Raw genomic sequence first — 19,855 nt, forward strand, 5'->3', positions numbered from 1 at the left:
ATCTTCTCCTAAGCAGTAATTTGGGGCCAGCATCATGCAGATTAGCAGAGCGTTTTTTCCTTAATAAACTTGTTTACCAGGTTCATCAGGTCTTCCGCTGTCGGTTGAGCCAGTGCCTGCTCTGCCAATGCCTTCGCATCTTCAAAATTAGTATTACGAATGATTTTCTTGATGCCAGGGATAGAAATGGCACTCATGCTGAACTCGTCCAGCCCCATTCCCAGTAACAGTAGTGTAGCACGTTCATCACCTGCCAGCTCACCACACATGCCGGTCCATTTACCTTCAGCGTGAGATGCATCAATGACTTGCTTGATTAAGTTAAGCACAGACGGCGTCATTGGGTTGTACAGGTGCGAGATCAAATCATTACCACGATCGACCGCCAGAGTATACTGCGTCAGATCGTTTGTCCCAATACTGAAGAAGTCGACTTCTTTCGCCAGATGATGCGCAATCACGGCTGAAGCCGGGGTTTCCACCATGATGCCGACTTCGATGCTTTCATCAAAGGCTTTACCTTCTTCGCGCAACTGCGCTTTCAGCAGTTCCAGTTCCGCTTTCAGACTGCGAACTTCTTCAACCGAAATGATCATCGGGAACATGATGCGCAGTTTACCGAAGGAGGAGGCGCGCAGGATAGCACGCAGCTGCGCATGCAGAATCTCTTTGCGATCCATAGCGATGCGGATAGCACGCCAGCCGAGGAACGGGTTCTCCTCTTTCGGCAGGTTCATGTAAGGCAGATCTTTGTCACCGCCGATGTCCATGGTACGAACGATAACGGCTTGTGAACCCATCGCTTCAGCAACGGCTTTGTACGCCTGGAACTGCTCTTCTTCGCTTGGCAGAGAGTCACGGTCCATGAACAGGAATTCGGTACGATAAAGACCAACGCCTTCAGCGCCATTGCGCTCAGCACCGGCGATATCGCGCACGGTACCGATGTTGGCGCAGACTTCAACCTGGTGACCATCCAGCGTGACGGCTGGCAGATCTTTCAGCTTGGCTAATTCGTGTTTTTCCGACAGATACTGATTCTGTACGGCTTTCAGCTCTTCCTGAATCGCTTCAGAAGGATTGACGTGAATCGCATTGTTAACGCCATCCAGGATCAGGAAATCGCCGTTTTTAACCGTGACGGTCACATTGCCGGTGCCGACAATGGCTGGGATCTCCAGCGAGCGCGCCATGATTGAAGTGTGTGAGGTACGGCCACCCAGATCGGTGATAAAGCCCAGCACCTTTTTCAGGTTCAGCTGTGCGGTTTCTGACGGCGTTAAATCTTTTGCCACCAGAATGGATTCGTCCGGAATAGCGCTCAGGTCAACAATGTGCAGACCGAGGATGTTTTGCAGCAGACGTTTACCGATGTCACGTACGTCAGCCGCACGCTCTTTCAGGTATTCGTCATCTAACTCTTCCAGAGCTTTCGCCTGGCCATCAATAACAGAGTAGGCAGCAGCATCGGCAGAAGCGTGATCTTTTTTAATCAGATCGATGATTTCCTGCTCCAGCTCTTCATCTTCCAGCAACATGATGTGGCCTTCGAAGATGGCTGCTTTCTCTTCACCGAGGGTTTCACCCGCTTTGACGCGAATCGCTTCCAGTTGTAATGCCGCTTTGCTACGGCCATCAAGGAAGCGTTGTACTTCCTGCTCAACCTGATCATCAGAAATTTTCTTGCGGTTGATGACGATCTCGTCTTCTTTCAGCAGCAGTGCTTTGCCGAAAGCGATACCTGGTGATGCTAAAATGCCTGAAATCATAACGCTACCTTTTAATCACGATGGCTGATGGGACTCTATGCGGTGCCATTGTCGCGGGACACGTACTCTACGAAAGCAATAACGCGGACAGGTTGTCCGCGATCAAGATGTTTGCACTCAATGGCGCAGAGGAGTCGATTGGCTGGAGAGCTGAGCGGAGATTACTCCAGTTCAGCCATCAGTTTGACCAGATGCTCAACTGCTTTCTGCTCATCTTCGCCTTCTGCAGAAAGCGTCACAACCGTTCCCTGGGTTAAACCCAATGTCTGCAGCTTGAACAGGCTTTTCGCGCTTGCTGATTTACCGTTAGAGGTCACGGTAATTTCTGACTGGAAAGCTTTGGCTTCTTTTACAAATTGCGCAGCTGGGCGAGTATGCAGACCGTTTGGTGCAGTAATGGTAACTTCTTGCTGGAACATTCTATTTCCCCAACGTTATCAGGATGAGTGTTATGGATCTAAAGTCTAGCCTGGAGCCTTCACTTTAGCCTGTGTAGGTGCGCGGGTATAGCATCATGCTGACCAAAGACGCGCAGGCGTCAAATCTACATTCCGTTGCTTCTCAAAACCGATTCTACACGTCACCGGTTAATTATGCCGTGATTCGCCGTTTCACTGAATCCGTAAATCGATTCAGCTTGATCCACTTCAAAGGCGGATTAATTTCAGGCATCGAAATAATTGGCAGTCTGAATACCAGATCGGCGTCACTGAAATCAATCTGCCGGGTTATGAAAGTGAGATCTGCACCACAAAAAAGCACCCAGGCGGGTGCTTTTTTCTCCATTTTCAGACTATCTGCCGCTGCTACTGCAGCTCTTTTTCTGTGAAGAGATCGGCAAACAAAGCCGTACTCAGATAGCGTTCGCCGGAGGAGGGGAGAATGACCACAATATTTTTATTCGCGAAGGTTTCGTCTTCCTGCAGCTTCAGCGCGGCGGCGACGGCAGCACCGGATGAGATACCGGCCAGAATGCCTTCCTCTTCCATAAGCTTACGCGCTGTGCTGATCGCTTCATCATTGGTGATCGCCACTACGCGGTCCACCAGATTCAGCTCAAGGTTGCCCGGAATAAAGCCTGCGCCGATACCCTGAATTTTGTGTGGACCAGGCTTGATCTCTTCACCCGCCAGCGCCTGAGCAATTACCGGTGAATCCGTTGGCTCAACGGCGACGGTTATCAGGTCTTTCTTACCTTTGGTGTTTTTGATATAGCGGCTCACCCCGGTCAGCGTACCGCCGGTGCCGACACCTGCGATAAAGACATCCACTTCGCCATCCGTGTCTTCCCAGATTTCCGGGCCGGTGGTCTTCTCATGGATTTCCGGGTTAGCCGGGTTGCTGAACTGCTGCAACAGGACATATCGGTCCGGATCGCTGGCGACAATCTCTTCCGCTTTGCTGATGGCGCCTTTCATGCCTTTAGCACCTTCGGTCAGCACCAGCTTAGCACCCAGCGCTTTCAGCAATTTACGACGTTCCACTGACATGGTTTCTGGCATCGTCAGGGTTAATTTGTAGCCGCGCGCTGCGGCAACATAGGCCAGCGCAATACCGGTGTTACCGCTGGTCGGTTCAACCAGTTCAACACCGGGCTTCAGAATACCGCGTTTTTCTGCGTCCCAAATCATATTGGCACCGATACGGCATTTTACGCTGAAGCTCGGGTTACGGGATTCAACTTTCGCAAGGATGCGGCCGTTACCGATGCGGTTCAGTCGAACCAATGGCGTATGACCAATTGTCAAAGAGTTGTCTTCATAGATCTTACTCATAGCCTGTCCTTAACTGTATGAATTATTGGGAACGCTATGAGCATACCTGTTCTGCCTGGGGGCGGAAGGAAAGAAATCGTATATCTATATTTCGCCCGGCAATAAGCCCTGCTAAAAAGAGCATAAGGCGTGCGGGTGTGACTAGCGCACCTCACTGCGGGCCAGTTGCGGCCGGTAACGGTCAACCCACATGGCGGTGGCACCACAAACGGCAACCGGCATAATCACCAGATTAAGAATCGGAATCATGGTGAACAGGCTGGTTAGCGCGCCAAACTGCATGTTGGCCGTTTTGTGCCGGCGCAGGGCGTTTCGCATTTGCTGAAAAGGCACTTTGTGGTTGTCGAACGGGTAGTCGCAATACTGAATGGATAACATCCAGGCACTGAACAGGAACCACAGCACGGGCGCCACCGTCTGACCAAATCCTGGAATAAAGTAGAGCAGCAACAGTCCCAGCGCGCGGGGCAGGTAATAGCCCAGTTTTTGCATCTCGCGCTTCATAATGCGCGGCACATCTTTAATCATTCCCGCCCAGCCGCTGTCGGGCAGGGGCTTACCGGTCAGGCGGCCTTCGAGCTGTTCGGCCAGCAGGCCGCAGAATGGAGCAGCAATCAGGTTTGCCAGCGTTGAGAAGAAATAGCTGAACACCAGTACAATCGCAATCACCGACAGCGGCCACAACAGATAACTCAGCCACTGCAGCCAGTCGGGAATATGGGCCATCAGGCGTGGAATCCAGTCGCCGAGGCGATAGAACAGCCAGACGAATGCGCCGCCCAGCATCATGATGTTGATCAGCAGTGGCATCACCACAAAGCGGCGAATGCCAGGCAGACGGACCAGTTTCCAGCCCTGGCTAAAGTAGTGCATGCCGTTAAAATTTGAGACGGAATTCTCAAGGGCCATAAAGCCAATTCTCCTGAAGGTGTTAAGGCGCGCTCACTATAACCTGGCTTTTTCTCCAGGCCAGGTGCCGTTTGGGTAAAAAAACAGCGAAAAAGCGTGGGTTGCCTATCTTATTTGTCAGAAAATACTGCACAGACTTGCACTTGTGTAGCAGGGCAAATACAGTTAGAGGATAAAGTTTGCCGCGGTGGCAAGGTATTGGAACAACAGAGAATACAATGATGCAGGATTTGCGTCTGATATTAATCGTTGTTGGCGCGATCGCCATTATAGCGCTCCTTCTTCACGGGCTGTGGACCAGCCGTAAAGAGCGTTCGTCAGTGTTCCGTGATCGCCCGCACAAACGTCTAAAACAACGTGATGACCATGATGAGCAGGACCTGATTGACGACGAAGATGACGGCGTCGGCGAGGTTCGTGTTCGTTCTGAGCGCAACGTCCATCAGGAACCGCGTTTCGATGAGATCCGCGAACCACAGCCAGAAGCGCCGCGTAAGCAAGCGCCCGCTGAGCCTGTGCGTCAGCCTGCGCCACGACCCGCACCGCAACCCGAACCTGACAGCGATCCGCTGTTCACTACGGCACCGAAGCCTGCTCCACAGCCGCGCCCTGAACCGGTGCGTCAGCAGCCAGCGCAGACTTTCGTCGCGCCGCCTGTTCAGGCCGACCCGTTGCTGGATCTGGATCCGCTGGAGTCTGTGCAGCCTGCGCCGCAGTACCAGGCTGAACCTGAGCCACAACCGCAGCCTGAGGTGTCAGCGCCTCCTGCGCCTGAACAACCCGCGGCTAAAGCGCCAGCAGAAAAACCGAAAGAAGCCGTACTGGTGCTGCATGTTGCTGCCCATTCGGGCGGCGAACTGAACGGTGAAGCGTTGCTGCAGGGTATTCTGCAGGCGGGCTTCCAGTTTGGTGAAATGAATATTTTCCATCGTCATCTTAGTCCGGCAGGCAGTGGTCCGGTGCTGTTCAGTCTGGCTAACATGGTCAAGCCAGGTTCGTTCAATCCTGACATGATGACCGATTTCAGCACGCCTGGTATCTCCATCTTTATGATGGTGCCCTCTTATGGCGATGCGAATCAGAACTTCAAGCTGATGCTGCAGTCTGCACAGCGTATCGCTGATGATGTTGGTGGCGTTGTGCTCGACGATGAGCGTCGCATGATGACGCCACAGAAGCTGGAAACTTACAAAGCGCGTATCCGCGATGTGGTTGGCGTCTGACACCTGCGCTAAACGCTATCTGAATTGTTAAAACAAACCCCCGCCTGTCGGGGGTTTTTTATCTGATGGGGCTTTATGAAATCCGTCCAGGATCACATCACCGAACTGCGCACCACGCTGCGCCATCACGAATATCTCTACCACGTCATGGATGCGCCGGAAGTGCCGGATGCTGAATACGATCGCCTGATGCGTGAACTGCGTCAGCTGGAAGAGGAACATCCCGATCTCATTACACCGGATTCGCCCACCCAGCGTGTGGGTGCTGCGCCGCTGACGGTATTTGAGCAGGTTCGCCATGAAGTGCCGATGCTGTCGCTGGACAACGCGTTTGATGAAGCCACATTTATGGCTTTCAACAAGCGGGTACAGGATCGGCTGAAAAACAGTGAGGACATTACTTACTGCTGTGAACTCAAGCTCGATGGCGCTGCGGTCAGCCTGATGTATGAAAATGGCCTGCTGGTTCAGGCCGCGACGCGCGGTGACGGCACGACCGGTGAGAACATTACCGCCAACGTCCGGACCATTCGCGCTATCCCGCTGCGGCTGAAGGGCGACAACATCCCGGCCCGGCTGGAAGTGCGCGGCGAGGTGTTTATGACGCAGCGCGGCTTCGAGAAGCTTAATGAAGAAGCGCGTCGGACAGACGGCAAAGTTTTTGCTAACCCGCGTAATGCAGCAGCAGGTTCCCTGCGTCAGCTTGATCCACGCATTACCGCCAAACGTCCGCTGACATTTTTCTGCTACGGTTTTGGCCTGCTGGAAGGCGGTGAGATGCCACACAGCCACATGGCGCGCCTGCAACAGTTTAAAGCCTGGGGCCTGCCGGTCAGCGACCGCATTAAGCGGGTGCATAATGCGGAGGAAGCCCTGGCGTTCTATCGGGAAATTGAGCAACAACGTCCGAACCTGGGTTTTGATATCGATGGTGTCGTAATCAAAGTCGATTCACAGGCGCTGCAGGAGCAGCTGGGCTTTGTGGCGCGAGCGCCGCGCTGGGCGATTGCTTTTAAGTTCCCGGCACAGGAACAGCTGACCTGGGTGCGCGACGTCGAATTTCAGGTTGGCCGCACAGGCGCTATCACGCCAGTAGCTCGCCTGGAGCCGGTGCAGGTCGCAGGCGTTATCGTCAGCAATGCCACACTGCATAATGCAGACGAAATCGAACGGCTGGGTTTACGCATCGGTGATCGAGTTGTGATTCGCCGCGCCGGCGATGTGATTCCGCAGGTCGTCAACGTGGTTATCGCGGAGCGACCTGAAGAGACGCGTGAGGTGGTATTTCCTGCCCATTGTCCGGTCTGCGGTTCTGAGGTTGAACGGGTTGAAGGCGAATCAGTCACGCGCTGCACCGGCGGCTTGATCTGCGGCGCACAGCGCAAAGAGGCACTGAAGCATTTTGTCTCACGTCGGGCGCTGGATGTGGATGGCATGGGCGATAAGATTATCGACCAGCTGGTGGAGAAAGAGTACGTCAGTACGCCAGCCGATCTGTTCCGTCTCACGGCGGGCAAGCTGACCGGACTGGATCGCATGGGGCCGAAATCAGCGCAAAACGTTGTAGATGCGCTGGAGAAAGCGAAGTCGACCACGCTGGCACGCTTCCTCTATGCGCTGGGCATTCGTGAAGTGGGTGAAGCTACCGCCGCTAATCTGGCTAACCATTTTGGTGAGCTGCAGAAGGTGATGGATGCCGATCTTGAGGCGCTCATTGCGGTACCGGATGTGGGCAAAGTTGTTGCCACACACGTTCGCAACTTCATGGAAGAGGAGAGCAACCGTGAAGTTATCCGTCAGCTGACCGAAGAGATCGGCATTCACTGGCCGCAGGTGGTGGTAGTGAAAGCCGAAGAGATCGACAGTCCGTTCGCGGGGAAAACGGTGGTGCTGACCGGCTCGCTGTCGCAGATGAACCGTGATGATGCCAAAGCGCAGCTCGTCGCGCTCGGCGCAAAAGTCAGCGGCAGCGTATCGAAGAAAACCGATCTGCTGATTGCCGGAGAAGCTGCCGGTTCCAAACTGGCGAAAGCCCAGGAACTGGGCATAGAGGTGATTGATGAAGCGGAAATGATTCGCCTGCTGGGGGCCTGAGATGGATGAACACCAGCTGGTGGCGATAGCCAATACGCCGATGCCGTTTGGGAAATATAAAGGGCGGATGCTGATCGATCTGCCTGAGCCTTATCTGCTGTGGTTTGCCCGCAGTGGCGACTTCCCGTCGGGGCTGTTGGGGGATTTGATGCAGTTGACTCTGACAATAAAAATTGAAGGTCTGGAGGGATTAGTTAAACCGCTCCAGACCCGCAAGTAACTGTGCCCGCGCAGGCGGGCACCTGTTCTACTTCTGTGACTCCATCACCGAATCTTTAACCTTCAGCGTCTGCTGTTGCTGTTTCTCATTGGTCTTCTTGTAACGGCCGGCAATAAACGAGCAGACCATCAGCTGAACCTGATGGAAAATCATCAGCGGCAGCACGATAATCCCCACGGTGCTGGCCGGGAACAGAATATTCGCCATGGGCACCCCGTTCGCCAGACTCTTCTTCGAGCCACAAAACAGCACCACAATCTCGTCGGCACGTTTAAAGCGGAACAGGCGCGAGGCCAGCAGGTTGATAATCAGCACGGCGGTCAGCAGGATGATTGAACCTGCCACAATCCACAGCAGCGTAGTCAAGCCAACGCGATGCCAGATGCCATTCACCACGGCTTCACTGAAGGCGGAATAAACGACCAGCAAAATCGAGGTCTGGTCAGTTTTGCCAATCAGGCTACGGTGTTTCTCAACCCAGCCACCGATCCAGCGACGAGAGAGGTGGCCCAGAATGAATGGCACCATGAGTTGCAGCATAATTTTACCGATCTGCTCCAGACCGTCGCTGGGCGCGCTGCTGTGAATATCCATCACCAGGTTCACCAGCAACGGCGAAATAAATACACCCAGCAGGCTTGATGCCGAGGCGCTGCACACCGCTGCTGCAACGTTACCGCCTGCCATAGAGGTAAACGCGATAGCGGACTGAACGGTGGCTGGCAGGATACAGAGGTAGATAAAGCCGGTATAAATTTCCGGACCGACATCAACCGGATGCCACCAGACCAGCAGCAGACCCAGCGCGGGAAACAACACAAAGGTGCTGAACATAATCCACAGATGCAGCTGCCAGTGGCTGCTGCCTGCGATGATTTTTTCACGCGAAAGTTTGGCACCGTGCATAAAGAATAACAGTGCTATCGCTGCCGTCGCGAGGTAGCTGAAGACATCGACGTAGATCCCTTTCGCTGGCAGGAACGACGCCAGCAGCACGGTGATGATGAGTTTGACCATCATCGGATCGAGTTTTAAAAAGCCCATTGTTAAAATCCGGTAAATTTTTCAATAGCGCGATTGTGCGTGAATTGGTTTTAGAAATAAAATTGATTTATTGAATTAATCTATGAGCATAATCGATGAATTATACCCTGCGTCAGCTTCGGACTTTTATTGCAGTGGCACACTACGGTGGTTTCAGTCAGGCGGGGCAGGCGATAGGTCTGAGTCAGTCGGCAGTCAGCCACAGTATTAAAGAGCTGGAAGCGGAAACCGGCGTCCGGCTGCTGGATCGCACCACGCGTGAGGTGATGCTGACCGAGGCAGGCAAGCAGCTGGCGTCACGGATGGAGCGCCTGCTGGAGGAGATTCATACGACGCTGCTGGATATCCGCAGTTTTGGTGAGCAGCGCAGCGGCACCGTCAGAGTGGCAGCCAGCCAGACTATTTCTGCGCATCTGATGCCGCAATGTCTGGCTGCAAGTCAGCAGCACTTTCCCGATATCAAAGTGATACTGCACGATCGCGCTCAGCAGTGGGTGCTGCAAAGTGTGCGTAACGCCGAGGTCGACTTCGGGATTGTGATTGGGCCGCTCAGCGACAGTGATTTTGATAGCATCGCGATTCTGGATGAGCCTTTCCTGCTGTTGTGCCGCGATGATGATCCGCTGGCGCAGGTGGAAAGGGCTGAATGGTCGATGCTGGATGGTCGCACCATGGTGCTGCAGGATTACGCGTCCGGCAGTCGGGTACTGATTGATGCGGCGATGCAGCAGCAGAACATCAGGGCGCAAGTGGTGCAGGAGATAGGCCATCCCGCTACGCTGTTTCCGATGGTAGAAGTGGGGATCGGCATCAGTATTCTGCCCGCACTGGCCTTACCGTTACCGGCCGATCGTGACCTTAGGGTGCGTCGTCTTTATCCGGAAATTAATCGCAGCCTGACGCTGATCAAACGTAAAAACCGCTCGCTGACGCCTGCTGCCGAAGCGATCTGGCAGGAAGTGCGCCAGCAGGCAGCGCTGCTGGCGCAACAACGCGAAGCCAGCCCCGCGTTTTAGATATAGACGTCCACTTTATTGGCGTCGGTAGGGCGGTTAATGCCGTCTGCTTTGTTCTCACTGACAGGCGTGCTGTCACTTTTTGGCTGATCCTGCTCCGCCTGCTTCTGCTCCAGCTGCGCAATCTGTGCCTGCAGCATGGTGAGCTGCGACTGATACATCTGCTGCATTTCAGCTTTCTGTTCGTCAGTCAGCTCTTTGTTGTCGGCCAGCTCTTTGACCTGGGTTAAGACATTCTGAATCTGTTTATTCAGGGCTGCGACCTGAGAAGCAACACTGCCGCCGCTGTCACCGCTACTGACCGCACTGCTTAAAATTCCGGAAATTGAGGACATCATTTTCTCCCTGTAAGTCGTCACATACGTTATCGGCACGCAGTGAAACGACTTTAGCGCGGAGATTGTTAAGGTTTGGAAAAGAAGGGAGCTTATCTACAAGCCAATGTCTAAACAGCAGAAACGAAAAAAGCGCCTTACAGGCCTTCAGATTGTCGACAAAGTCTGGACTGATGGCAGTGAGAGCGAGCCAGCGCAGGAAACAGGGTCAGATCGGAAAGACGCTAAAACCGCCATCCATGGCTCGCTCGGCCCGCGCGATTACTTACCTCATCCCTGAGGTGCGCCCGTTGCCGGGCCAACGCTCTGCGTTGTTCAAAAACGCTCCCGGCGTTTTTGTCCATGGCGCGGGACGCTTTCCTCCTCTGACCCTGTTCCCTGCTAGTTGAGCTATTCATCGCTGCAAGATGCGCCCTGATTTGAGTTTGTCCGTAATCTGAATCGCCAGCGATTCAGTCGAACCTGCAGCAGGTTCTCATCCCGCACGGTCACGTCCATGCCCCGGAAACGAAAAAAGCGCCTAAAGGCGCTTTATTCTGAATTGGTGGGTCGTGCAGGATAGCCTCGGCCCATCGTGGGCCTCGCCCTCCGGGTGATGCTAACGCATCAGCCTGAATCGCCAGCGATTCAGTCGAACCTGCAGCAGGTTCTCATCCCGCACGGTCACGTTCGTGCCCCGGAAACGAAAAAAGCGCCCAAAAGGCGCTTTATTCTGAATTGGTGGGTCGTGCAGGATTCGAACCTGCGACCAATTGATTAAAAGTCAACTGCTCTACCAACTGAGCTAACGACCCGAAGTGGTGGGTGATGACGGGTTCGAACCGCCGACCCCCTCCTTGTAAGGGAGATGCTCTACCAACTGAGCTAATCACCCACTTCGTACTTCAGTACTGCTTTAACAGGTCAGATATGGTGGGTGATGACGGGTTCGAACCGCCGACCCCCTCCTTGTAAGGGAGATGCTCTACCAACTGAGCTAATCACCCATATCTTCATACCTGTTCACTGCGGGCCACGCTGTTAAGAGTGGTGGGTGATGACGGGTTCGAACCGCCGACCCCCTCCTTGTAAGGGAGATGCTCTACCAACTGAGCTAATCACCCCCGCTGTGTGGAGTCGCATTATAGGGATAGTTGATTTTGAGTCAACGCTTTTTAAAACATAAATGTGCGTTCGGTTTATTTTTAAACATCCTGTTGCGCTTTTAGCCAATGTGCTGGTTTTACTGGCAGAAAAGTCCCTTTTCCCGGGACGCAACCGGCGGGCATGCATTGAGGATTCACCGTCAGATGCTAGAATATGCCCACTGTTTTTCGCGTCTAACCTGTTTTTTGTCATCCAGACAAAGAACCCGCGCATCTAAGGCAATACTCAATGAAAATCAAAACACGCTTCGCGCCAAGCCCAACCGGCTATCTGCATGTCGGTGGCGCACGTACCGCACTTTACTCCTGGCTCTTTGCCCGTCACAACCAGGGCGAGTTCGTGCTGCGCATTGAAGATACCGATCTGGAGCGATCCACGCCGGAAGCTATCGAAGCCATCATGGATGGTATGAACTGGCTGAGCCTCGACTGGAATGAAGGCCCTTACTACCAGACTAAACGTTTTGATCGCTATAACGCGGTCATTGATGACATGCTGGAAGCCGGAACCGCTTATAAATGCTACTGCTCTAAAGAACGCCTGGAAGCGCTGCGCGAAGAACAGATGGCGAACAACGAAAAGCCGCGTTATGACGGCCGCTGCCGTGACAGCCATGAACATCATGCTGATGATGAGCCATGCGTGGTGCGTTTCCGCAATCCACAGGAAGGTTCGGTCATCTTTGACGATCAGATTCGTGGACCGATCGAGTTCAGTAACCAGGAACTGGATGATCTGATCATCCGCCGCACCGATGGGTCGCCAACCTATAACTTCTGCGTTGTTGTTGATGACTGGGATATGGGTATCACCCATGTTATTCGTGGTGAAGACCACATCAACAACACACCACGTCAGATCAACATCCTCAAAGCGATTGGCGCGCAGGTTCCGGTCTACGCTCACGTTTCCATGATTCTGGGCGATGATGGCAAAAAACTCTCCAAGCGTCATGGCGCAGTAGGGGTGATGCAGTATCGTGATGACGGCTACCTGCCGGAAGCGCTGCTCAACTACCTGGTTCGTCTGGGCTGGTCACATGGCGATCAGGAAATTTTCAGCGTGGCTGAAATGGCTGAGCTGTTTACGCTGGATGCCGTCAGTAAGTCTGCCAGTGCGTTCAACACTGAGAAACTGCAGTGGCTGAACCACCACTATATCAATACGCTGCCGCCAGAATATGTGGCGACACATCTGCAGTGGCATATTGAAGAGCAGAAAATTGATACCCGCACCGGACCGGAACTGGCGAAGCTGGTGGGTCTGCTGGGCGAGCGTTGCAAAACGCTGAAGGAAATGGCTGCATCCTGCCGCTACTTTTACGAAGACTTCGCAGAGTTCGATGCCGATGCGGCGAAGAAACATCTTCGTCCGGTCGCGCGTCAGCCGCTGGAAGTGGTGCGTGACAAGCTGGCCGCCATCACTGAATGGACGGCGGAAAACGTGCATCAGGCGATTCAGAGCACCGCAGATGAGCTGGAAGTGGGTATGGGTAAAGTCGGCATGCCGCTGCGTGTGGCCGTGACCGGTGCCGGTCAGTCACCGGGTCTGGATGTCACCGTGGAGGCGATTGGCCGCAGCCGCAGCGTGGCCCGTATTGAGCAGGCCCTGGCCTTTATCAGTGAGCGCGAAGCGCAGGCGTAATGAACACAGCCGGAGGCACTACGCTTCCGGTTTTCTTACTCTTCACCAATTCCCAGTCGCTCCAGCACGCCTTTAATCCCTTCACGTAAGATTAATGCAGTGAGTTGATCCTGTTCATCCTGACTCATTTGCTGGATGGAACTTAACAATAACGCAGGTAATGAATTCGTTACTGCGCCATAGGTGGCTGTGGGTTCATTAAGGTTGCGGGTGGATTGAATAAAACTTTTTACGCGTTCATCAATATGAATAAGACGTGCCTTGCCGCCCTGAACTCCGGGCTTCGGCGTGGTTGTCCAGTTCTCCCGCTTGATCCACTTATTCACCGTTTGCCGACTGTAACCCGTTTCTGCAGCCAGCTCTTCGGGGGTAAGCCATTCCTTTTTCACGACACTGTCCCTGTTAAATACATTAGCGGTACATATTACAGCAAAAAGTAACGGTGAAAAGTAACGTAGGCTGAAATTGCCTTTTGTCTGATGACAAAAGGCAAAAGAGAATTACTGAGGATTACTGGCTGGTTCGGCAGCAGGACGGAATGCCAGGAAATAGGCCAGACCAACGAAGACGGCTCCTCCTACGGCATTGCCCAGGAAGACGGCGACAAAGTTAGGGAAGTACTCTGCCCAGCTCATCTGACCGGCAAAAATAGCGGCCGGAATAATAAACATGTTAGCGACAACGTGCTGGAAGCCAATGGCAACAAACGCCATCACCGGGAACCACATGCCGAAGATTTTGCCAACCATATCTTTACTCGCAAATGCCAGCCACACCGCCAGACACACCAGCCAGTTACAGCCAATGCCTGAAATAAAGGAATGCAGGAAATCGGCATGAACTTTGGCAGAGGCGATAGCCACGGTCTTTTTCAGGTAGTCACCTTCGGTCATGCCCAGCATATGGCCAAAGAACCATGCAACAGCCACGCTGCCGATAAAGTTCGCCAGGGTCACCCAGAACCAGTTACGCGCTACGCTCATAAAGCTGATGCGGCGGGCGAACCAGGCCACGGGTAACGTCATCATATTGCCGGTCAGCAGCTCGCCACCCGCCAGCACGGTCATAATGATACCTACAGGGAAGACTGCGGCACCTAACAGGCCACCGAAAGAGCCCCATTCAGCGGGCAGGGAGTTAATGACGTGAAGATCTAACAGGAAGCCGGTCGCAATAAATGCACCCGCCATAAAGCCAAGAATCAGAAGGATGCTGACAGGCGCACGACTTTTAGCCACGCCAGACTGGATCGCCAGTTGTGCGATTTCTTTAGGTGTATGCAGCGACATAGTATCTCAATAGTTTTTTTATGATTAATGGGACGATAACGCCTGGTGGACGCGCGGCGCGCGGGAGAGGGTCCCGGTGGCCACTAAATTAGCGGGCTAAGTTTTGCATGCGAAAAAGACGAAGACAAGAAAATTCCTATAACATATTTAACCGTGAATTAACCTGATGGCAGCGGGTATAACAGTTAAAAAACGGTACTGCATGACCAGACATGATTTTTATCTGTAGCATGCTGCTGAAACTTCGCAGGTTGCCGCCTTTTTCAGCGATCAAACAGAGAATGTCATTTTGCCGTTGACACCCTGGAGGCGGTTTCATATTATGCCGTCCGTCGCTTAACGCGACAGTTTTTCGGTTCGGGGCTATAGCTCAGCTGGGAGAGCGCCTGCATGGCATGCAGGAGGTCAGCGGTTCGATCCCGCTTAGCTCCACCAAACTTTTTCCCAAAAGTTTGGCACTGAAAAACGATTCCAGATGTGGGGGTATAGCTCAGCTGGGAGAGCGCTTGCATGGCATGCAAGAGGTCAGCGGTTCGATCCCGCTTATCTCCACCATTTTCTGACAACGTCGATGTCATTGTTGTCAAAATCCTTTCTGATTTATCTTTCATTCGCCTTTCTGCGAATCTAACGCTATTGCTTTGCAAATCAGCTGCTGCGCACGCTTAACGCGTACATACCCGGCAAGCGCCGCCGCGTTCTGCACGGATAACGCTGTGCTGCGCCTCGTGCGCGCTTTACATGCAGAATCTGAGTGTATTGTATAAGGCAGACGTCGCCTGAAGAGGTATTCAGCGGGAAGAAAAGCAGGGATGGCGAAAAACGAAAAGGGCGAGACAGGCTCGCCCTTAAATGTTCAGCACTGCACTCAGAACGCCAGAACCAGACCGGCGATAGCGGCGGAGAGCACGCTGACCAGCGTAGAGCCGTACAGCAGCTTCAGGCCAAAGCGGGAAACCACGTTGCCCTGTTCTTCGTTCAGGCCTTTAATCGCACCGGCCACGATGCCGATGGAAGAGAAGTTGGCGAACGACACCAGGAACACGGAAAGAATACCTTCTGAAGTGGGTGACAACTGGCCTGCAATTTTCTGCAGATCCATCATGGCGACAAATTCATTCGATACCAGCTTGGTCGCCATAATACTGCCGACCTGCAACGCCTCACCCGACGGCACACCCATCACCCAGGCAAACGGATAGAAGACATAGCCAAGCACGCCCTGGAAACTGATGCCGAAGATCAAATCAAACAGGGCGTTCAGACCTGAAATCAGCGCGATAAAACCAATCAGCATCGCGGCAACGATAATCGCGACCTTAAAACCGGCCAGGATATATTCGCCCAGCATCTCGAAGAAGCTCTGACCTTTATGCAGATCCTGCAACTGCAGATCGTCTTCGTTCTCAACGCGGTAAGGGTTGATCAATGACAGCACGATAAAGGTGCTGAACATGTTGAGCACGAGTGCGGCGACCACATACTTTGGCTGCAGCATGGTCATGTAGGCACCGACAATAGACATCGAAACGGTCGACATCGCCGTCGCAGCCATGGTGTACATGCGGCGCTGTGACATCTTGCCCAGGATATCTTTATAGGCAATGAAGTTTTCTGACTGTCCCAGTATCAGAGAACTCACGGCGTTGAAAGATTCCAGTTTTCCCATGCCATTGACTTTCGACAGCACAGTACCGATACCGCGAATAACCCATGGCAGGATACGGAAATGCTGCAGAATACCGATCAGCGCAGAGATAAAGACGATTGGACACAATACGTTGAGGAAGAAGAACGCCAGGCCTTTGTCATTCATGTTACCGAAGACAAAGTTTGTGCCCTGGGCCGCATACTTCAGCAGATGATCAAAGAAGCCGGCGAAGCCTTTGACGAAACCCAGTCCCGCTTCTGAGTTCAGGAAGAACCAGGCGAGCACAATTTCAATCACCAGTAGCTGTATAATGTAGCGAATGCGAATGCTTTTACGATCGTGACTGACCAGCAAGGAGAGTATCCCGACCACCACCAGTGCTAAAAGAAATTGCAAAATATGGGACATAGTTGCTCCAAATTTGAGGAGGGTTGTATTTTGTTGCGTATTCTATGTAACGCGTTACTTAAAAACGAGATCTGAACCACATTATAAGTATTCGCTATCGCTATATTTTCCAGAAAAGTTCCAGAGATCACGCCCTGTTTAAAAATCGTTCAACCCAGATAACCACATAATTATTGTCTGAATTTTACACAGAGCGTAAAGTGACACCGTTGCTCACATTTTTAGCACTCACTTCCTTTACTGTAATGTATAGCAATGGCTATACTTTATAGCAGCATCTATTACACCGATAACAATAAACGAATTTCACTTGCACATGCTAACCCCTAAGCTGCCGGGGCAGGCAAATGTTCAGACAGGGTACCGGATATGCTTGAGAGTCGTACCGCCGAGCGCGCTGCTCGCGGAGTCAGAAAAGTCAAACTCGCACTGCTGGGGCCCGCCTTTATCGCCGCTATTGGCTATATCGATCCGGGCAACTTTGCGACCAACATTCAGGCAGGCGCTGCTTACGGCTACAAATTGCTGTGGGTGGTGGTGTGGGCCAATATCATGGCCATGCTGATTCAGCTCATGTCTGCCAAGCTGGGTATCGCCACCGGCAAAAATCTTGCCGAACACATCCGCGATCGCTTTCCCCGGCCTGCCGTCTGGTTTTACTGGGTGCAGGCGGAAATTATCGCGATGGCCACCGATCTGGCGGAGTTTATCGGTGCTGCACTGGGGTTCAAACTGCTGCTCGGCATTTCATTGATGCAGGGCGCGGTGCTGACGGGCATCGCCACCTTCCTGATACTGATGTTACAGAGTCGCGGGCAGAAGCCGCTGGAGCTGGTGATTGGTGGACTGCTGTTGTTTGTGGCGGCCGCCTATATTGTCGAACTTTTCTTCTCCCAGCCCAATATTAAAGAGCTGGTGGTCGGCATGGCGCTGCCCGCGTTACCGACGTCGGATGCCGTATTCCTGGCCGCCGGCGTGCTTGGGGCGACCATCATGCCGCACGTAATTTATCTGCACTCTGCGCTGACGCAGGGCAAAAGTGAGGACAGCAAAAGTCAGCGTTACTCCTCAACTAAACTGGATGTGGCGATTGCCATGACCATTGCCGGATTTGTAAACCTGGCGATGATGGCAACTGCGGCAGCGGCGTTTCATTTTAGTGGTCACAGCAAAATTGCAGAGCTCGATCAGGCCTATCTGACGCTGCAACCGCTGTTAGGTCAGGCTGCCGCAACCGTATTTGGTCTGAGCCTGGTGGCCGCGGGACTCTCCTCAACAGTGGTCGGTACGCTGGCGGGGCAGGTGGTAATGCAGGGCTTTATCCGTTTCCACATTCCACTTTGGGTGCGTCGAACTGTCACCATGCTGCCCTCGTTTATTGTCATCTGGGCAGGCTGGGATCCGACACGGGTTCTGGTGATGAGTCAGGTGCTGTTGAGCTTTGGTATCGCGCTGGCGCTGATTCCGCTGCTCTCCTTTACCGGCAACCGCGAGCTGATGGGCGATGATATGGTGAACTCGCGTCTGATGCAGAACACCGGGCGACTGATCGTGCTGCTGGTGATTGCGCTCAATCTTTACCTGCTGGTGGGTGAAGCGCTGGGACTGTAAGGGGTTCTGGAAATAAAAAACGCCCGGCTATGCCGGGCGTTTTTGTTAGTGACGATCGTGGCCATGCGGACCGGGTCCACCGGGTCCGTGGGGCCCAAAACCACGCGGGCCAGGACCTGGACCACGACGGTCATGATGATCCCAGTCGCGATCGCGGCGATACTGATGATCCCAGCGGCGCTCGCGGTCGCGCTCCTGCCAGCGGCGTTCACGCTCCCACTGCTGCTGACGACGCCACTCTTCGTGTCGCCACCAGCGGCGTTCGTTGTAGGTATAGCGGTCATTCCACCAGCGGGGTTCACGCCAGCGACCGCCATCCCAGTAATTACCACGATTATCGCGATCGCCCAGATTCAGGGTGACGCCAGGGGCCAGAGAAATAGAGGCACTGGAGGCCTCGGCTGTGTGATAGGCCAGCGGCGAAAACAGCGCCAGCAGGGCAGCAAAAATTAGAGCTCTTTTCATTATATTCTCCTCATCAACAGGCTGATGCTGTTGCGGCGCAGTGATTATGCCTGCGTATTACTGTTGTTACCGCATCATTGTGTCGGAAAATTGTGAGGAAATTGGGGAGAGAAGGGGGATTGAGACTATTCTGGTGAAAAAAACGCCCGACCTGCGCCGGGCGGTGAATGCTTACATCAGAGCCGCGTCAATAGCCGCTAATTCGGTGTCGCTGAACTGACGACGGGCGAGCATGGCCACCGCGTCATCAATCTGCGCCGTTTTACTGGCCCCAATCAGCACTGACGTGACGCGATCATCGCGCAATACCCACGCCAGCGCCATCTGCGCCAGTTTCTGCTCACGTTGCTGTGCGATGACATTCAGTCTGCGGACTTTTTCCATCTTCTCTTCGGTCAGCTGGCTTTCGCTCAGGAATTTGCTGCCGCTGGCCGCACGCGAATCTTCCGGAATGCCCTGCAGATAGCGATCGGTGAGCACACCGCCTGCCAGGGGAGAGAAAGCGATACAGCCAACGCCCGCATCGCCCAGCGTCTGAATCAATCCCTGCTCAGGGGTACGTTCAAACATCGAATAACGCGGCTGGTGAATCAGGCAGGGGGTGCCGAGATCGCGCAGGATAGCAATCGCCTGGGCAGCCCGTTCAGCCGGATAGTTAGAAAGAGCTACGTAAAGCGCTTTGCCCTGGCGTACCACATGATCGAGCGCGCGCATCGTCTCTTCCAGCGGGGTTTCCGGATCGGGACGGTGGTGATAGAAAATATCGACATATTCCAGCCCCATGCGTTTAAGGCTTTGATCCAGACTGGCAATCAGATATTTACGCGACCCCCAGTCTCCATAAGGCCCCTGCCACATGGTATAGCCCGCTTTGGTGGAGATTATCAGCTCATCACGATGGGCACGAAAATCTTCCCGCAGAATACGACCAAAATTCTCTTCCGCCGAGCCCGGAGGCGGGCCGTAGTTATTCGCTAAGTCGAAGTGGGTGATGCCGAGGTCAAATGCATGACGTAGCAACTCACGGCTGTTATCGACCCGCGTGCTGTCACCAAAGTTGTGCCAAAGTCCCAGCGAAACTGCAGGCAGTCTGATGCCGCTGCGGCCGCTGCGGCGATATTCCATCTGTTGATAGCGATCGGGATGGGGGAAAGAGGACATTTAGCGCTCCTGAGCAAAAACGGGAATATGTGCCAAAAGTCTATCAGTGTATACGGTTACACTTAGTGACAGCGCGCAGCAGTTCGCGATTTTAC

General features: G+C 53.5%; 18 protein-coding genes, 6 tRNA genes and 1 other RNA gene. 9 read left to right on the forward strand and 16 right to left on the reverse strand.

From position 1 onward, the window contains the following. Positions 1-41: 41 nt before the first annotated feature. Complete coding sequence (gene ptsI, locus LQK91_RS00990; RefSeq protein ID WP_003848857.1) at positions 42-1,769, reverse strand: phosphoenolpyruvate-protein phosphotransferase PtsI; 1,728 nt, start codon at positions 1,767-1,769, stop codon at positions 42-44. 161 nt (positions 1,770-1,930) lie between these two features. Continuing rightward, complete coding sequence (ptsH, locus tag LQK91_RS00995; protein ID WP_003848868.1) at positions 1,931-2,188, reverse strand: phosphocarrier protein Hpr; 258 nt, start codon at positions 2,186-2,188, stop codon at positions 1,931-1,933. A 95-nt stretch (positions 2,189-2,283) separates the two neighbouring features. Here ptsH and LQK91_RS01000 point away from each other — a divergent pair, with 95 nt between their 5' ends. Further along, a complete protein-coding gene (locus tag LQK91_RS01000; RefSeq protein ID WP_153574537.1) occupies positions 2,284-2,598 on the forward strand; it encodes a hypothetical protein in 315 nt (104 codons plus the stop codon). Here the strand turns inward: LQK91_RS01000 and cysK are convergent. Beyond that, positions 2,576-3,544, reverse strand: a complete 969-nt coding sequence (gene cysK, locus LQK91_RS01005; protein ID WP_003848872.1) for a cysteine synthase A — start codon at positions 3,542-3,544, stop codon at positions 2,576-2,578. The genes LQK91_RS01000 and cysK overlap by 23 nt on opposite strands. Before the next feature lie 141 nt (positions 3,545-3,685). After that, positions 3,686-4,453: a sulfate transporter CysZ gene (gene cysZ, locus LQK91_RS01010; RefSeq protein ID WP_105098931.1), complete on the reverse strand. Its 768-nt coding sequence runs from the start codon at positions 4,451-4,453 to the stop codon at positions 3,686-3,688. Between the two features lie 218 nt (positions 4,454-4,671). Here cysZ and zipA point away from each other — a divergent pair, with 218 nt between their 5' ends. From zipA to LQK91_RS01025, 3 genes are all read left to right on the forward strand, one after another. Further along, complete coding sequence (gene zipA / locus LQK91_RS01015) at positions 4,672-5,676, forward strand: cell division protein ZipA (RefSeq protein WP_008926527.1); 1,005 nt, start codon at positions 4,672-4,674, stop codon at positions 5,674-5,676. Between the two features lie 75 nt (positions 5,677-5,751). Continuing rightward, a complete protein-coding gene (gene ligA, locus LQK91_RS01020; RefSeq protein ID WP_003848876.1) occupies positions 5,752-7,770 on the forward strand; it encodes an NAD-dependent DNA ligase LigA in 2,019 nt (672 codons plus the stop codon). Position 7,771: 1 nt separating this feature from the next. Beyond that, entirely contained in the window at positions 7,772-7,990 is a 219-nt protein-coding gene (locus LQK91_RS01025) for a DUF3820 family protein (RefSeq protein ID WP_003848878.1), read from the forward strand. Positions 7,991-8,017: 27 nt separating this feature from the next. Here the strand turns inward: LQK91_RS01025 and LQK91_RS01030 are convergent, their stop codons facing one another. After that, positions 8,018-9,034: a bile acid:sodium symporter family protein gene (locus LQK91_RS01030; RefSeq protein ID WP_003848880.1), complete on the reverse strand. Its 1,017-nt coding sequence runs from the start codon at positions 9,032-9,034 to the stop codon at positions 8,018-8,020. A 95-nt stretch (positions 9,035-9,129) separates the two neighbouring features. Here LQK91_RS01030 and LQK91_RS01035 point away from each other — a divergent pair, with 95 nt between their 5' ends. Further along, positions 9,130-10,050, forward strand: coding sequence for a LysR family transcriptional regulator (locus tag LQK91_RS01035; RefSeq protein ID WP_003848882.1), 921 nt, complete (start codon positions 9,130-9,132; stop codon positions 10,048-10,050). Here LQK91_RS01035 and LQK91_RS01040 read toward each other — a convergent pair. The 6 genes from LQK91_RS01040 to LQK91_RS01065 all read right to left on the reverse strand — a co-directional run bounded on the left by LQK91_RS01040 (position 10,047) and on the right by LQK91_RS01065 (position 11,488). Continuing rightward, the gene (locus LQK91_RS01040; protein ID WP_033761500.1) at positions 10,047-10,385 is read right to left on the reverse strand and encodes a FlxA-like family protein; all 339 of its coding nucleotides are present in this window, start codon (positions 10,383-10,385) and stop codon (positions 10,047-10,049) included. The genes LQK91_RS01035 and LQK91_RS01040 overlap by 4 nt on opposite strands. 542 nt (positions 10,386-10,927) lie before the next feature. Beyond that, positions 10,928-11,060: non-coding RNA, RtT sRNA (locus LQK91_RS01045), on the reverse strand. Between the two features lie 43 nt (positions 11,061-11,103). After that, positions 11,104-11,179, reverse strand: a tRNA-Lys gene (locus LQK91_RS01050). A gap of 4 nt (positions 11,180-11,183) precedes the next feature. Further along, a tRNA-Val gene (locus LQK91_RS01055) sits at positions 11,184-11,259 on the reverse strand. 36 nt (positions 11,260-11,295) lie between these two features. Further along, positions 11,296-11,371 (reverse strand) — tRNA-Val (locus LQK91_RS01060). A 41-nt stretch (positions 11,372-11,412) separates the two neighbouring features. After that, a tRNA-Val gene (locus LQK91_RS01065) sits at positions 11,413-11,488 on the reverse strand. Positions 11,489-11,759: 271 nt separating this feature from the next. On the opposite strand from LQK91_RS01065, the gene gltX reads away from it, so the two are divergent. Next, positions 11,760-13,175, forward strand: coding sequence for a glutamate--tRNA ligase (gltX, locus tag LQK91_RS01070; protein WP_039659597.1), 1,416 nt, complete (start codon positions 11,760-11,762; stop codon positions 13,173-13,175). A gap of 35 nt (positions 13,176-13,210) precedes the next feature. On the opposite strand, the gene LQK91_RS01075 is transcribed toward gltX, so the two are convergent. Both LQK91_RS01075 and LQK91_RS01080 read right to left on the reverse strand, forming a co-directional pair. Beyond that, entirely contained in the window at positions 13,211-13,564 is a 354-nt protein-coding gene (locus tag LQK91_RS01075) for a YfeC-like transcriptional regulator (protein WP_003848889.1), read from the reverse strand. 111 nt (positions 13,565-13,675) lie between these two features. Continuing rightward, on the reverse strand, positions 13,676-14,464 hold the full coding sequence (locus LQK91_RS01080; protein WP_003848892.1) for a formate/nitrite transporter family protein: 789 nt from the start codon (positions 14,462-14,464) through the stop codon (positions 13,676-13,678). Between the two features lie 359 nt (positions 14,465-14,823). Here LQK91_RS01080 and LQK91_RS01085 point away from each other — a divergent pair. Beyond that, positions 14,824-14,899: transfer RNA gene (locus LQK91_RS01085), tRNA-Ala, on the forward strand. Positions 14,900-14,943: 44 nt separating this feature from the next. Beyond that, positions 14,944-15,019 (forward strand) — tRNA-Ala (locus LQK91_RS01090). Positions 15,020-15,332: 313 nt separating this feature from the next. Here LQK91_RS01090 and LQK91_RS01095 read toward each other — a convergent pair. Beyond that, positions 15,333-16,523 (reverse strand): NupC/NupG family nucleoside CNT transporter, encoded by a 1,191-nt coding sequence (locus LQK91_RS01095; RefSeq protein WP_003848895.1) that lies wholly within the window; start codon positions 16,521-16,523, stop codon positions 15,333-15,335. Between the two features lie 369 nt (positions 16,524-16,892). Between LQK91_RS01095 and LQK91_RS01100 the strand changes: the two genes are divergently transcribed. After that, positions 16,893-18,134 (forward strand): Nramp family divalent metal transporter, encoded by a 1,242-nt coding sequence (locus LQK91_RS01100; protein ID WP_008926522.1) that lies wholly within the window; start codon positions 16,893-16,895, stop codon positions 18,132-18,134. A gap of 45 nt (positions 18,135-18,179) precedes the next feature. On the opposite strand, the gene LQK91_RS01105 is transcribed toward LQK91_RS01100, so the two are convergent. Then, entirely contained in the window at positions 18,180-18,599 is a 420-nt protein-coding gene (locus LQK91_RS01105) for a DUF2502 domain-containing protein (protein WP_105098932.1), read from the reverse strand. Positions 18,600-18,770: 171 nt separating this feature from the next. Beyond that, a complete protein-coding gene (gene mgrA, locus LQK91_RS01110) occupies positions 18,771-19,760 on the reverse strand; it encodes an L-glyceraldehyde 3-phosphate reductase (RefSeq protein ID WP_105098933.1) in 990 nt (329 codons plus the stop codon). Positions 19,761-19,855: the final 95 nt, after the last annotated feature.

Origin of the sequence: Pantoea sp. MHSD4 (assembly GCF_021043305.1) — a bacterium.
GTDB classification, from domain to species: Bacteria; Pseudomonadota; Gammaproteobacteria; order Enterobacterales; family Enterobacteriaceae; genus Pantoea; species Pantoea eucalypti.